General features: G+C 47.2%; 10 protein-coding genes and 1 other RNA gene. 10 read left to right on the top strand and 1 reads right to left on the bottom strand.

The window, feature by feature from the left end; genetic code table 11:
* Positions 1 to 8: 8 nt before the first annotated feature.
* A complete protein-coding gene (recU, locus tag AY633_RS00995; RefSeq protein ID WP_068485749.1) occupies positions 9 to 611 on the bottom strand; it encodes a Holliday junction resolvase RecU in 603 nt (200 codons plus the stop codon).
* A gap of 189 nt (positions 612 to 800) precedes the next feature.
* On the opposite strand from recU, the gene AY633_RS00990 reads away from it, so the two are divergent.
* The 10 genes from AY633_RS00990 (at position 801) to AY633_RS00945 (ending at position 14915) form a co-directional block, all read left to right on the top strand.
* Positions 801 to 1169, top strand: coding sequence for a YppE family protein (locus tag AY633_RS00990; RefSeq protein WP_068485747.1), 369 nt, complete (start codon positions 801 to 803; stop codon positions 1167 to 1169).
* Positions 1166 to 3436 (top strand): DEAD/DEAH box helicase, encoded by a 2271-nt coding sequence (locus AY633_RS00985; RefSeq protein ID WP_068485745.1) that lies wholly within the window; start codon positions 1166 to 1168, stop codon positions 3434 to 3436. Before AY633_RS00990 ends, AY633_RS00985 begins: the two co-directional genes overlap by 4 nt.
* 4 nt (positions 3437 to 3440) lie before the next feature.
* Complete coding sequence (locus AY633_RS00980) at positions 3441 to 4697, top strand: ribonuclease H-like domain-containing protein (RefSeq protein ID WP_068485743.1); 1257 nt, start codon at positions 3441 to 3443, stop codon at positions 4695 to 4697.
* Between the two features lie 75 nt (positions 4698 to 4772).
* Positions 4773 to 5066, top strand: coding sequence for a cell division regulator GpsB (gene gpsB, locus AY633_RS00975; protein WP_068462597.1), 294 nt, complete (start codon positions 4773 to 4775; stop codon positions 5064 to 5066).
* Positions 5067 to 5114: 48 nt separating this feature from the next.
* Positions 5115 to 5495: RNase P RNA component class B (gene rnpB, locus AY633_RS00970), an RNA gene on the top strand.
* Between the two features lie 177 nt (positions 5496 to 5672).
* The gene (locus AY633_RS00965; RefSeq protein ID WP_068462595.1) at positions 5673 to 6806 is read left to right on the top strand and encodes a THUMP domain-containing class I SAM-dependent RNA methyltransferase; all 1134 of its coding nucleotides are present in this window, start codon (positions 5673 to 5675) and stop codon (positions 6804 to 6806) included.
* Positions 6807 to 6859: 53 nt separating this feature from the next.
* Positions 6860 to 8767, top strand: a complete 1908-nt coding sequence (locus AY633_RS00960) for an ATP-dependent DNA helicase (RefSeq protein WP_068485741.1) — start codon at positions 6860 to 6862, stop codon at positions 8765 to 8767.
* 159 nt (positions 8768 to 8926) lie between these two features.
* Positions 8927 to 10420, top strand: a complete 1494-nt coding sequence (locus tag AY633_RS00955; RefSeq protein ID WP_068485738.1) for a carboxypeptidase M32 — start codon at positions 8927 to 8929, stop codon at positions 10418 to 10420.
* A gap of 63 nt (positions 10421 to 10483) precedes the next feature.
* On the top strand, positions 10484 to 11242 hold the full coding sequence (locus AY633_RS00950; RefSeq protein WP_068485736.1) for an SDR family NAD(P)-dependent oxidoreductase: 759 nt from the start codon (positions 10484 to 10486) through the stop codon (positions 11240 to 11242).
* A 91-nt stretch (positions 11243 to 11333) separates the two neighbouring features.
* The gene (locus AY633_RS00945; protein WP_068485734.1) at positions 11334 to 14915 is read left to right on the top strand and encodes a dynamin family protein; all 3582 of its coding nucleotides are present in this window, start codon (positions 11334 to 11336) and stop codon (positions 14913 to 14915) included.

The raw sequence follows: 14915 nt of genomic DNA, 5'->3' as shown, positions 1-14915 counted from the left end.
TGTATATGCTATGTCATTAGCTGATGGAGCACGGATAGATAATCGATTCTCGGGAATGCACCCGGCTTCACTTCAATGGATGCTTCTTCTACTTCCGCCAAGGTCATGGACTTCCTGCCGCCTGCGATCATGCGGTTCCAATACGTCTCTAAAGTTTCGAACGGCAAGACGAAGTAACGGTCGAGAGAAGAGAATCGGATGATGAGAAATGCAAGGCCTCCGTGGCGGATAATGTCTGCCATATGATGCACTTGATGCTCATGGATGTTCTTTAGCGGGAAAGAGGTCCGGATTTCCGTTTCTTTCGCTTCAAAGTCGATATAGCGCCCTTGCCAGAGCCCGTTATAATCGGTCGTCGACGGAGCTTGGAAATAAGCTTCCCGGATGACCGCAGCGCTTCGTGACGGGTATTCGACTCGGACGATTTGCACCGGCACGGGCTTTTTATGGATGACGGCAAGCCCGCGCTGCAAATAGAAACTATTCGTTTCATTCAGCTCATCTTCAAGTGTTTTTCCGCGGTTACTGAAGGATACATCTTTTTTCTTTTTCTGCACCGGTTGGTCTTTTGGTGGAGAAAACTTTTTTCCGTTTGGGTAATTGATCGCCATTTGTGATACACCTCGCTTACTTTATCATATCACACGCTCCTAGACGATAAATATGATGAAAGGTTTCCGAACTTTATTCCTAATAATAGCGGATTTCTGTGCCATCTCCAACTGAAAAGAATGCTTGTTCGGCAAACTGTATCTGGCATGACAGATTGTGATAAACTTAAGGCTATGGAGGGGAAGAATATGGACCTCAAGCAATTATCAACCAAACTATACGAAGAATGCGATGTGTGTCTTTCACGTTTTAAGAAAATGCGTGAACTGGACGCAGATCCTGATTTTTTTCAAGATGTTAAACCGTATGCCGATGACTGGCATGCTGCCATAGAGGAATGGAAAGATGCTTCATTACTGTTTATTCGAAATGAACGACCGAAATATGTCCATAAGCTGCAAATCGATAATGCAGCGGAAGGCATGGGGCAAGTGTTCGTGCAAAGTTTCTATAAGGATACGAGCAAAAAGCGTTTTGTCCAAACGATACAAGCGGCTCAGTATACAATACAGACTTTGCTGACAGCGATAGATGAAAAAGGCGATGAGAAACAATGAGAATCAAAAAAACGATACCGGAAATCCTTGCAGAATGGAAAGTAGAACCGGAGATGATGGAGCGTATTTACCATTGGCACACAAAGCCTGAGAAACCGGCAAGCTACGCCGATTTCCCGGAAGCGATGCACGACAGCCTGAAACGGGCACTTCGTAAAAAAGGCATTGAACAGTTATATACCCATCAGCGCCAGGCGTTTGACTTGGCACAATCCGGCCAGTCGTTCACAGCCGTCACACCGACCGCATCGGGAAAATCGTATTGCTATCATTTGCCGGTGCTGCATAAAATATTGAATGACCCGAATGCGCGTGCTTTGTACTTGTTTCCGACCAAAGCGTTGGCGCAAGACCAAAAAAGTGATTTGCACGATTTGATCGAAAAAACCGAGCAGTCGATCCTGTCCTACACCTATGATGGGGACACGTCTCCATCGATCCGGACGAAAGTAAGAAAAGCCGGGCAAATCGTCATGACCAATCCAGACATGCTGCATTCCGGGATTTTGCCCCATCACACGAAATGGGTATCTCTTTTTGAGAACCTTCATTATATAGTGATCGATGAGCTTCATACGTATAAAGGCGTATTCGGCACTCATGTTGCGCATGTCATCCGTCGCCTTAAACGCATTTGCAACTTTTATGGCAGCGATCCGGTCTTTATCTGTACGTCAGCAACAATCGCCAATCCGAAGCAGCTGGCTGAAAGTTTGACCAATACCGCACACGAGCTGATCGACCAGAACGGCGCACCGGCTGGCAAAAAACATATCCTGTTTTATAATCCGCCGATCGTCCATCCGACGTTCGGTGTCCGTCGCAGTGCGGTCCTTGAAGTGAGGGATTTGGCGACTTATCTCGTCAAGCAAGGCGTGCAGACAATTGTTTTCGCTAAATCTCGCGTACGCGTGGAAATGCTGGTAACTTATTTAAACGAAATTACCAAATATAAGTTGCAGGATGAATCGATTAAAGGCTACCGGGGCGGTTATTTGCCATCCGAACGCCGCGCCATCGAAAAAGGCTTGCGCGATGGCTCGATTCAATGCGTCGTTTCGACCAATGCGCTCGAACTCGGCGTCGATATTGGCCAATTGCAAGCGTGCATCATGACCGGCTATCCCGGCAATATCGCGAGCGCTTGGCAACAGGCAGGGCGTGCCGGCAGACGCCAAGACGAATCGCTCGTTGTCTATGTCGCCCAATCGACAGCGCTCGACCAGTACATCATCAATCATCCGGAGTATTTGCTCGACCAATCGCCGGAAGAAGCGCGCATTCATCCGGAAAATATTATTATCCTGATGGATCATTTAAAATGCGCCTCGTTCGAGTTGCCGTTTTCGACAGACGATATGTACGGCGAATTTGATGTCCAGTCTTTGCTTGAATACCTTCAAGAAGAAGGCGTTCTCGTCCGGACGTCCGATCGTTGGCATTGGATGAGCGACCGTTTTCCGGCGCACGATATTTCCTTGCGCTCAGCGACACAGGAAAATGTCGTCATTGTCGACCAATCCGTACCAGCTGACACGCGAGTCATCGGCGAGATGGATCGCTTCAGCGCCATGACGCTTTTACACGAAGAAGCCATTTACCTTCACCAAGGCACCCAGTTCCAAGTAGAGATTTTGGATTGGGAAGAGAAAAAGGCATATGTGCGTGAAGTGGATGTCGATTATTTTACCGATGCGAACCTCGCGATTGAATTAAAAGTTATCAGTGAAGACAAAAACCGCAAGCTCCACCAGTCGAATGTATTCTACGGCGATGTAGCGGTGCTTGCGATGCCAACAATCTTCAAGAAAATCCGTTTTGATACGCATGACAATATCGGCTCAGGGCCAATATCATTGCCAGCAGAAGAATTGCATACGTCTTCGACTTGGCTCAGTTTCGACAAGCCCGCCGATTTCAGCGATTCGGATTTATCGGATATGATGACCGGCGCGGCTTACGCTATCGAAAGCTTTATCCCGATATTCGTCCAATGCGACCGTCGGGACGTCCACGTGGTGCCGCAAGTGAAATCGCCGCATAATGACCAACCGTCGTTTTTTATCCATGATTCATATCCGGGTGGCATCGGCATCAGCGAACGGATTTATGATTTGTGGCAACCGCTGCTCGAAAAAGCACGGCAACACGTTGCGGAATGCCCATGCTTTGATGGCTGCCCGGCATGCATCGGGGCACAGGATGCCGCGATGGACATGAAAGGGCGCGTCATTGAATTGCTTGTGGAATTGGAGAAAGAGGGGTGAGGGGATGTCTTTTGAAAACAAGCTGATGCAGATGAAAGGCATGTTAAACAAAAAACCGGCTGCCAAAAAAGCGCAAACCGCCCCCGTCCGTCCGGCTCACGAACAGCAATGGAAAGAAATCGGTTTGACCTTAAAAGAGAATCAATTTGGCTTTGTCTATGAGAAGAAAATAGAGTACCCGCTCGATTACCGCCACGGCAACGTCGTAATCGGTGAACTTGACCGTGTGCTCAACGCTTGGCAAGAGACCGATTACGAACATCCATTTAAACTTATGAAACAAGCCCCTTTGCTGTTTTTTGATACGGAAACGACAGGCCTCGGAGGGACGGGTGCGTATATCTTCTTGCTCGGTGTGTTGGAAAGAAAAGCGGACCGTTTTGAAATGACCCAATGGATCATGCCGGATCCGTCACAAGAAGCCGCGTTCCTCTATGAATCGAATTTGTGGCAAGCAGAGGACTCTGTCATTTTTTCGTACAACGGTAAAAGTTTCGACTGGCCGCAATTGCATTCGCGTTGGACGATGCACCGGGGCATCTTGCCCAAGTTGCCGGACCCTCACCAGCTCGATTTGTTTCATGGAACGAAGCGGATCTGGAAAAATGAATTGCAATGCCTCAAGCTTAGCGTCATCGAAGAAGAAAAGCTTGGATTCGCCCGCAGTGGGGATGTGCCCGGTTATTTGATCCCGGCCATTTATCTTGATGCGGTTAAAAGCGGATTTCCAGAAGGTTTGGCGAAAGTGCTGTACCACAACGAATTGGATATTCTTTCGCTCGTGTCGCTTTATATCCGCTCTTCCGATTTGCTGATGGAGGATCTCTCGAGCGAATCGAGCGGTGCTTATACGAACATCGGCAAATGGTATGCGGATTTGAAGCAATTCGACCAAAGTGCGGCTTATCTTGAGCATGTCACATTGGAACGGGGAGCTGCAGGAGCACTGGCTCGCTTTTTGCTAGCGGTACAGAAAAAACGCAAAGGTGAATATGCGGAAGCGCTTCAATTGTTTAAAGAAGCGGCGCCTCATCTGCGCGGCGCTGCGGAAGTAGAGGCGTGGGTGCATTTGGCGAAACTTCATGAACACCAGTTTAAAGACCTTGACCAAGCACTTGTCATGACTGGATTTGCTAAAGAAGCAGCCAGTCATACAAAAGTTCGACAGTCGATAACGGACGATTTGATTAAACGCGAATGGCGGCTGGAAGAGAAAAAACGAAAAAAAGCCGCTGAATCTACGGTTCACAGAACACGATAAATATTGCTTATGCTATACTAACCGTAAGGAATAGACATATTTCGCGAAGTTTCTTTTAATGGAAGGACGATTTGAATGGACATTAAATATGCAGCAAAAGACATTCTAGAAAAAGACTTTAAAACCGCCATGCGCGGCTACAACCAGGATGAAGTAGACCATTTCCTGGATGAAGTCATTCAGGACTATGAATTGTACAACAAAAAAATCGAGCAATTACAAAACGAAAACCGCCGTTTGCGCGCAGAGCTGGAAGAATCACCAAAAAAGCAAGCGACTCCAGCCCCTGGAACGACCAATTTTGATATTTTGCGCAGATTGTCCCATTTAGAAAATCATGTGTTCGGCAATAAACTCGATAATCGCTAGCAGACTTGTCAACGATAGCCGAATAGCGTATACTTAGTTAGCCATTTAAAATTCTGGCAATCGCTCCCGCACTAGAGGCGGGAGAGGAAAGTCCATGCTCACACGGATCTGAGATGACCGTAGTGATCGCGCCCAGCGAAACAATAAGCTGGGGCAGCATTTTTATGCTGACGGCGGGTAGAACGCCTAAGTCTTCGGATATGGCCGAAATACCCTGAAGGTGCCACAGTGACGGAGCTGTCTAGGAAACTATGCAGGTGGAACGAGGTAAACCCCGCGAGTGAGAAACCCAAATTATGGTAGGGGCACTTTTCCAAGGGAATTGAACCGACGGAAGAGGCGGAGTGAATCTGCAGATAGATGATTGCCATCCGCCAGTACGAGGCTTCGGCTGCTTGAGTACGCGGAGACAAAACATGGCTTATAGAATTTTGAATGGTCTTAACTTATCTTCTTGAAAGGCTCTCCTGTCGGGGAGCCTTTCTTCATATGAACAAAGAAAAAAACAAGGTCAAAACTGCATAAAGTATGGGCTGTCGCAAATTGAATTTGCTTATACCAGATAAAAAAATGCAAATGAGGCATGAACACAGAAAGGAAGTTGTTATGACTAGCTATAAATTACTGGCCACTGCTGCAATGGGACTTGAATCCATCGTGGCGAATGAAGTGAAAGAACTTGGATACGAAACGACGACAGATAATGGGAAAGTATTTTTCGAAGGCACGGCTCGGGATATTGCTAAAACAAACCTTTGGCTGCGCACCGCTGACCGCGTAAAATTGATCGCAGGCGAATTCGAAGCGACTACTTTCGATGAGTTGTTCGAACAGACAAAAGCGATCGAATGGGAAAAGTATTTGCCGGTCGACGCCGAATTCCCGGTACAAGGGAAATCAGTCAAATCGAAGCTTCATAGCGTGCCGACTTGTCAATCAATCGTTAAAAAAGCCATCGTTGAACGCATGAAAAAAGCCTATCACCGTAATGCCTTCTTGGACGAATCAGGCCCGCGCTTTAAAATTGAAGTCTCGATCTTAAAAGATAAAGTACAATTATCGATCGACACAAGCGGTGCTGGACTTCATAAACGCGGTTACCGCGTCGGACAAGGTGAAGCACCGCTTAAGGAAACTTTAGCGGCAGCCTTGATCAAATTATCGCGCTGGAGCCCAGACCGTCCATTTGTCGATCCATTCTGCGGATCAGGGACAATCGTTATCGAAGCGGCGATGATCGGACAAAATATCGCGCCAGGATACAACCGGGAATTCGACAGTGAACAATGGCCATGGATCGGCTCTAAGATTTGGGATGAAGTTCGCGCTGAAGCGGAAGAACAGGCGGATTACGATCAGCCGCTCAACATTCTTGGCACGGACATCGATCACCGGATGATTCAGATTGCTGAAGAAAACGTCATCGAGGCTGGGTTTGCAGGGCTAGTGCGCTTGCAACAACGCCAAGTAACAGATTTTACAACTACTGAAGAAAACGGCGTTGTCGTCGGCAACCCGCCATACGGTGAGCGGATCGGCGAAATCGAAGTGATTGAAGAAATGATCGGCGATATGGGACAAATGTTCTCGAAATACCCGACATGGTCTGTGTATATGCTGTCGTCAATGGAGGGCTTTGAAAAGCTCTACGGCCAAAAAGCGACGAAAAAACGCAAATTGTATAATGGCTTTATCCGCACGGACCTGTTCCAATTCTGGGGAGAGCGTCCAAAAAAATAAATGAGAAAACGGAAGGGCTGATCGCCCTTCCGTTTCTCTATGAGGGGTTTTATATGAGACAAGCATTGCCATTTCCATTATCTAAAGATAAAACATTCTTTGACTCATTGAACGATTGGATCGGGGATATCTTCTACGATATATTGCCTGAAAAAGGCTATGAACTCCGCGATGAACAGATTTTCATGTCGTTTCAATTGGAAAAAGCATTAAAAGAAAGACAAGTGCTGTTTGCAGAAGCAGGTGTCGGGACAGGCAAGACGATGGCTTATCTACTGCCCGCTATCGCTTACGCGCGCTACACAGGAAAGCCTGCACTCATTTCTTGTGCAGACGAAGCCTTGATCGAGCAATTGGTCAAAAAAGGCGGCGATATCGACCGGTTAGATGAATTATTCGACTTGAATTTGGATGTCCGTCTTGCCAAATCACGTGATCAATACCTTTGCCTGCAACGCTTTGAAGGGGCAAAAAAACGCAGCGAAGCGGATTTTCTCGACCATATCGAAGACACGCTACCTGAATTCGTCAACAAAACCTATTCGATGCAACAAATGTATCCTTACGGCGAGCGCTCGAGTTATCCAGAACTGACGGATGATCAATGGCAGCAAGTCAATTATCATCCAATCCAAAACTGCAATGCTTGCGATATGCGCAATAAATGCGGATTGACCTTGCACCGCAACCATTACCGGGAAGCGACTGACCTGGTCATCTGCTCACACGATTTTTTGATGGAGCATATTTGGACAAAAGAAAACCGCAAGCATGAAGGCCAAGCCCCGTTGCTTCCGGAAGTTTCTCAAATTGTGCTTGATGAAGGGCATTTACTCGAATTTGCGGCACAACGTGCACTGACTTACGAAGTACAGGAAAGTTCGCTTTACGACGTTACGGAAAAAGTCATGGTCGATGGCGTCCGTGAAAAGACGCTCGGTTTGATTGAACGGACAATCGATTTGCATACCGAATTTTTCCGTGTGCTGCGGAGCAATTTGATCCCAAGCGAGGAAGATCGCAAAGCGATTCAGGAAGATCCGCTATTGAAACGCATCGGAACGGAATTGATCAAAACGGTCGATACTTTGTTGGAAGAGTTCGTCTTCGAAGGCGAATTGTTCAGCATTCCCGAATACGAACTGAACTTGGCTGAGGAGTATTTCGAGCAATACAACTTCTCGATGGGCTTGTTTGTTGAAAACGGCGACGCCATCAGCTGGCTCGAAGAAAAAGATGAAATCGAAACTTTAGTGATCATGCCGCGCCTTGTCACGGATATACTCGAGGAAAAACTGTTTGAAGGCAAATTGCCGATCGTCTTTTCTTCCGCTACCTTATCCGTAGCCAAAGATTTCACTTATTTGGCGGATACGCTAGGCATCGACGACTTCGAATCATTCTCGGTGCCATCTCCGTTTGAATACGAAGAAGTGATGGAAATCTTCAAACACCCCGTTGCACAGGAAGAAAAAGCGTCCCGTGTCATGGAGTTGGCAGCGGAAGGTGGACAGACTTTAGTGCTCTTTAAATCTAAAGCCGCCATGCAATCTTTCAAACGTGCAGTGCCGACAGATTCATCAATTGCCATCGAATTTGAAGGCGACCGTGAATTGTCTTCTGTTGTACGTGATTTCCAAGAAGGCAAATTCCAAGTATTGTGCTCTCACCATCTATGGGAAGGCATGGACTTGCCAGGAGATGCCTTGACCAAAGTCATCATTGTCGATTTGCCAATGCCGCCAAGCGATCCGGTATTTGATGCCAAACGCAAATTCAGCGAACATCCGCTTGATGAGATTGACTTGCCATTCATGCAGCTGCGGCTGCAGCAAGGCGTCGGACGGCTTATCCGTTCTTCTTCCGACCACGGCGAAATTCATTTGCTATTGACTGAAGAAGAACTGCGCATTGAACACCTCTGGCAGAATGTTTTGCCGGTAGCGGCGAAAAACCGTTGAATAAGATATAAGCTATAGAACAGCGGGGAATTGCCCCGCTGTTTTTTTCATTTTTTCATTGATGTCCCATCTGGAAATTAAAATTGGCAAAGCTAGAGAAGCGAAGAAAAGCCTCTATATGGTACAATAAATCGGTAAAGAAGGAGGAATATTGTGTCAATGGAACAACAATTCAGGGAACTACACCAGAAAATGACAAGTTATAACGAAGCGATTTCCTTGCTGTACTGGGATATGCGCACAGGTGCACCGAAAAAAGGACAAGACTTACGTTCGGAGACGATCGGAACCTTATCTTCCGACCTGTTTGCACTGTCCACATCCGAGGAATATGGCAAGCTAATTGCTGAACTGAAAACGCAACAAGGCTTATCAACGGCCATGCAGCGTTCAGTAGAAGAGGCGGACCGTGAATACCAGTTGAATGCCAAAATTCCACCGGAAGAATACCGTGAGTTTGTCGTCTTGACAAGCAAAGCGGAATCCGTTTGGGAACAGGCGAAAGAACAAAAAGATTTCGCGATGTTCCAGCCGTATCTCGAGCAACTCGTGGAAACCACACGCCGCTTTGTCGGGTATTGGGGCATGAAAAACGGCAGTGTCTACAACACGCTTTTGGACCAATACGAGCCAGGCGTCACGACCGAACAGTTGGATAAAGTGTTTGGACAGTTGAGAGAACGCATCGTGCCGCTCGTCAAACAAATCCAAGAATCTGAAAATCAGCCAAATACGGAATTTTTGTATGGGCACTTCCCGAAACAAGCCCAACAGGATTTCAGTTTGGATGTCTTGCAACAATTGGGCTATGACTTCGAGGCAGGACGTCTAGACGAAACGGTGCATCCATTTATGATCGCTGTGAACCGTGGAGATGTCCGAGTGACGACCAAATATGATGAGCAGGACTTCCGAACGGCCGTCTTCGGTACGATTCACGAAGCGGGACATGCCTTGTATGAACAAAATATCAGCGGTGAATTAAGTGGTTTGCCGGTCGATGGCGGTTCTTCCATGGGTATCCATGAATCGCAATCTTTGTTCTTCGAAAATTTTGTCGGGCGCAATGAGTCATTCTGGCGCAATAACTACGAAAAATTCCTATCCTATGCACCCGACTCATTCAAGGCGGTAACACTCGACGAATTCCTTGCGGCGATCAATGAATCAAAACCTTCGTTAATCCGCATCGAAGCAGATGAATTAACTTATGCTCTTCATATTATGATCCGTTATGAATTGGAGAAAGGGCTATTCGATGGCGATTACGAAGTGAAGGACCTTCCAGCCTTATGGAACGATAAATACGAAGAATACCTAGGCATCCGTCCGGAACACGACGGAGAAGGTGTGCTTCAGGATGTCCACTGGGCAGGCGGCAGCTTTGGCTATTTCCCTTCCTATGCACTGGGTTTACTATATGCAGCCCAATTCAAAAAAGCCATGCAACAAGATATCCCGAATTTCGATGAGCTATTGGCAAATGGAGAAATCGGACCCGTCACGGCATGGCTAACGGATAAAGTCCACCAACACGGTGCGGTGAAAAAACCACTTGAACTGCTAGAAGAAGCAACGGGAGAGGGCTTGAATGGAAATCATCTAGCTGACTATCTCGAAGCGAAATATACTAAGATTTATCAGCTGAAGTAAGGCTCGACAACATGCAGAAGATATCGATTAAGTGAATAATAAATGACTAAGGGGGCTGTGCTTGTGTTGGCATCTTTTCGACTAGAAGGCAAGACCGCCATCGTGACTGGCGCAGGGAAAGGCATTGGGCGCTCTATCGCGCTTGCACTCGGTGAAGCAGGAGCAAACGTCCTGCTCGTTGCGCGCACCGAAAGCGATCTTGAACAAGTGTTACAGGAAATGGATAGCGAGCGCACGTCCTATGCAGTGGCGGATGTAACGAATCGCAACGACATCCAAACTGCAATCGAACAAGCCATCGAGCGGTTCGGTAGTATCGATATACTCGTCAATAATGCGGGGATGAATATCCGCTCAAAACTGGATGATGCGACGGACAGCGAATGGCATAAAATCATGGACACCAATTCACAAAGTGTATTCATGTTTTCCCAGGAAGCTTCCAAGCATATGAATAAAGGTGCGTCGATTATTAACGTCAGTTCCGTCGGTGGCGAACGCGCATTGAAAACCGGTGTCATCTATGCAGCTTCTAAAGCGGCAATTATTCAAATGACTAAAGTGATGGCAATGGAGTGGGGCGAACACGGTATCCGCGTCAATGCGATTGGCCCTTGGTACTTCCGCACGCCATTAACTGAGAAAGTGCTTTCGGATCCGCAATACATGGATGACATTCTTGCTGTTACACCGCTTAAACGTGTCGGCGAGTTGCCAGAAGTGGCTTCACCTGTCGTGTTCTTGGCTTCGGATGCTGCAGGCTATATTACGGGGCAGACTTTGTTCATTGACGGCGGCATGTCGATCCACGGATTTTCCTGACAAAACATCCTTCCAGTAATGGAAGGATGTTTTTCGTTCTGCCGGAAAAAATGATATGATGAATAGAAGTAACGGTGAAGGAGATATACATATGACAGCGACAGACCATAAACAGGAATTAATTGATACGGCGCATCTTTACCGGATTTTCAAGAGCAACGAAGACATAGAACGCAAAGAAAAAGCGGAATTGTTTGCGCGCAAAATCTTGAAAGACCAATTCATCATCGGCTTTGCCGGCCATTTCTCCTCCGGAAAATCGTCGATGATTAATGCATTGACGGGAGAAACTTTATTGCCATCGAGTCCAATTCCAACGAGCGCCAACATCGTCAATGTACACAAGGCAGAAACGGATTACGCTATCGTTAATCGAAGAGAAGACCGTCCTGTGTACTTCCCGGAGAATTACGATTTTCAGGCGGTCAAGGATTTCTGTAAGAGTGGCGATGTTACGCAAATTGACATTGGGCATTCGGCGTCTGTATTGCCAGAGGGCATCACGGTCATGGATACGCCAGGCGTCGATTCGACGGACGACGCCCATAGAATGTCGACAGAATCTGCCTTGCACGTAGCGGACATGGTGTTTTATGTGATGGATTATAACCACGTGCAATCCGAGTTGAATTTTAATTTCACGCGGGAACTGCAGAAATATACGGATCTTTACTTGATCGTCAATCAAATCGACAAACATCAGGAAAGTGAAATGAGTTTTGAAGAATTCGAGCAATCGGTGGCCGATAGTTTTGCAGCTTGGGGCGTCGAACCGAAAGGCATCTTTTTCACTTCATTAAAAGTCCACGACTTCCCAGGCAATGAATTTCCAGAAGTTAAACAGCTCGTCTCTTCGGTCATGGACAATTGGCAAGGGCATCTTGGTGAAGCCACCGCTTCTGCCATGCGCCAATTAAAGGATGAACATATCGGCTTTTTGGAAGATGAAAAAGCAGAGCGGCTGGAAGCATTCTCGACTGTTTTGTCAGAAGAAGAATGGGCTGCGCGCGAAGACCTAAAAAAAGAGCACGAACTGATCAAGCGCCGCAGTTCGGTTCAGGACTACGACAATTGGCGAGCGAATTTTGAGAAAAAGCGCAAAGAGTTGCTTGAAAACGCCAACATCATGCCCTATGAAGTAAGGGATGCGTTAAGTCCTTATATCGAAGCTCGCCAACCAGGATTCAAAGTGGGTTTGCTATTTAGCGGCAAAAAAACCGAGGAAGAGCGAGAGAACCGCAAAAAAGATCTTAAAGACAAGCTGTCGAAAACGATCGACTCCCAAATGTCGGGCCATTTAAAAAAATTGATGAAGACTTCGCTCCGAGAAGCGGGCTTGTTGACGGATAATGAGTCGCTGGAAATCGACAAAATGCAATTCGACTTGCCGTTTTCAGTCGTTGAAGAGAATGTTCCTGAAACGGCCACGATGACGGCGGATACGGTGCTGAATGTCAGCAAAAGTTTGACTGCCCAAGTGCAGCGCTGGCTCATCGCGGAGACCGATCCATGGAAAGCCCGCCAACAGGAAAGCTTTGAAGGACTGCCGGATGATGCCGGAGTAGAAATCGACATGAAATCCGAATCGCTCGAACAAAAAGTGCACGCAATCCGCACGCTTGAGGAAATGGATGAAGCGATCGATAAAGTCAAAAAATCGTTCACGGCCATATTGCCCAAGCAAATGGATGCGGCGGAACAACAAGTAGCCCATTGGCAGGAAGAATTCGACTTGTCGGCTGACGACATGGTGGAATTTACGCCGTCGATGCTTGAAGAGGCAGAACAGCAGCAATGGAACGATGAGGAGAACGTACAAAAAACGGAATTAGCTTCGTTCGATGAGCAGGAAGTGCTATCACGAGTCAGCCAAACCGCTGACATTCTGGAGCCGGTCCGTGGATTCGCGGAGACGGTCGCGTATTTGAAGCGCAAAGCGAAGCGTTTAGAAGGCCAAGAATTCACCATCGCCTTATTCGGTGCTTTCAGTGCCGGAAAATCTTCTTTTTCAAATGCTTTGATGGGCGAGACGGTATTGCCGGCCTCCCCGAACCCGACAACTGCAACCATCAACCGTATTCGCCCGGTCACTGAAGCGCACCCTCACGAAACGGCCGATGTGCGTTTGAAGACCGTTGCGGCAATGACGGAAGATGTCAAAAATTCGTTTGCGATCTTCGGCATACATGTTGCAACGCTAGAGGAGGCTTATGCCAAAACAGATACCTTGCCAGATGAAGCCACGACAGAGCAGCAAATCCATAAATCGTTTTTGCTGGCCTTTAAAGGCGGCTATGAAGCTTTCTCTGGAAATCTTGGTGAAACTGTGCGCGTCAATCGCGAAGAATTCAGCCTCTATGTCGCCAAAGAAGAACGCAGTTGTTTTGTAGAGGAAATTGATTTTTATTTCGACTGTGAATTGACGAGAAACGGCGTGACTTTAGTGGATACACCGGGGGCGGATTCGATCAATGCGCGCCATACGAATGTCGCCTTTGAATACATTCGCAATGCAGATGCTGTTTTGTTCATCACTTATTACAACCACGCCTTTGCCCGAGCAGACCGCGAGTTTTTGATTCAGCTCGGCCGCGTGAAAGATGCATTTGAAATGGACAAGATGTTTTTCGTTGTCAATGCCATCGATTTGGCGAATAACGAAGAGGATAAGCAGGCAGTCATCGATTATGTCGGCAATGAATTGCAGCGATTCGGGATCCGTTTCCCGCGCTTGTTTGGCGTATCAAGCCTGCAAGCTTTGAAAGATCGCGCTGTTTCCGGCATGCCAGAGTTCGAAGAAGACTTCCAACATTTTTTGAAAGAAGAATTGAAAGGGATGGCGGTCCAGTCGCTTTCTGAAGAAGAACAGAAAACGGTAGACCGTTTCCGCCATTTGATCCAGTCAACCGAGAAAAACTTGGAGCGCAAGGATGAACGGCTAGAAGAGTTAAAGCAAGTGGAACAAAAAGTCCGCAAACGCTATAGCGAGACGATGGCACCGGTATTGGAGCAAGAAGCGAGCCAAGAACTCGGTGAACTGCTGTATTACGTTAAGCAACGCGTGTTCTACCGCTTTAATGATTTCTTCAAGGAAGCCTTCAACCCTTCCTTGTTTTCAAGGGAATCATCTAAGCAAGCGCTCGAAACGGCTTTGCGCGATTTACGGGAAATGACGGCTTTTGATTTCCAGCAGGAGATGAGAGTGACCAATCTGCGTCTTGCGCGGTTTGTCGAGAAAAAGTTGACGGAACGCTTTAAAGACGATGCAGCCAAACTAAAGGACTGGAATGCGGAGTTTTCCTTGCTTCCATACGAAGTGAAAGAAGCCCAGCTCTTAGAAGCTGGGCAACCGTTTAACGAGGCCGACTACTCGACAGTCAAATCGTATTACAAAAACAATAAGAGCTTTTTCGAGAAAAATGAAAAAGAAGCGATGCGTGACGCCTTGCAAGGAATGATGGAACCGGACGCTGACCGTTATTTGGAGCAGGAAAAAGCTGCATTAATTGAATGGGCGGAGTTCTGGATTGAACAAGAAGCAGAAGGGCTGCGGCAGCACCTCTTGCGCCAGGCGATCGAACAGATCGAATCCGAGCGCAGCCTGTTACAGCAAAGCGAGATTTTGGCACAATGGAAACAATTGCACGAAAAATTGATGGAAGGCAGGGGATAA

Origin of the sequence: Planococcus maritimus, assembly GCF_001592825.1 — a bacterium.
Taxonomy (GTDB): Bacteria; Bacillota; Bacilli; order Bacillales_A; family Planococcaceae; genus Planococcus; species Planococcus maritimus_C.
Note: the sequence above shows the minus strand (reverse complement) of the source record. Positions and strands in the feature narration are given on the sequence as shown.

What these genes read in the sequence shown, in the direction of transcription:
- recU (WP_068485749.1), bottom strand. Translation starts at nt 611, where the DNA reads ATGGCGATCAATTACCCAAACGGAAAAAAGTTTTCTCCACCAAAAGAC.
- AY633_RS00990 (WP_068485747.1), top strand. Translation starts at nt 801, where the DNA reads ATGGACCTCAAGCAATTATCAACCAAACTATACGAAGAATGCGATGTG.
- AY633_RS00985 (WP_068485745.1), top strand. Translation starts at nt 1,166, where the DNA reads ATGAGAATCAAAAAAACGATACCGGAAATCCTTGCAGAATGGAAAGTA.
- AY633_RS00980 (WP_068485743.1), top strand. Translation starts at nt 3,441, where the DNA reads ATGTCTTTTGAAAACAAGCTGATGCAGATGAAAGGCATGTTAAACAAA.
- gpsB (WP_068462597.1), top strand. Translation starts at nt 4,773, where the DNA reads ATGGACATTAAATATGCAGCAAAAGACATTCTAGAAAAAGACTTTAAA.
- AY633_RS00965 (WP_068462595.1), top strand. Translation starts at nt 5,673, where the DNA reads ATGACTAGCTATAAATTACTGGCCACTGCTGCAATGGGACTTGAATCC.
- AY633_RS00960 (WP_068485741.1), top strand. Translation starts at nt 6,860, where the DNA reads ATGAGACAAGCATTGCCATTTCCATTATCTAAAGATAAAACATTCTTT.
- AY633_RS00955 (WP_068485738.1), top strand. Translation starts at nt 8,927, where the DNA reads ATGGAACAACAATTCAGGGAACTACACCAGAAAATGACAAGTTATAAC.
- AY633_RS00945 (WP_068485734.1), top strand. Translation starts at nt 11,334, where the DNA reads ATGACAGCGACAGACCATAAACAGGAATTAATTGATACGGCGCATCTT.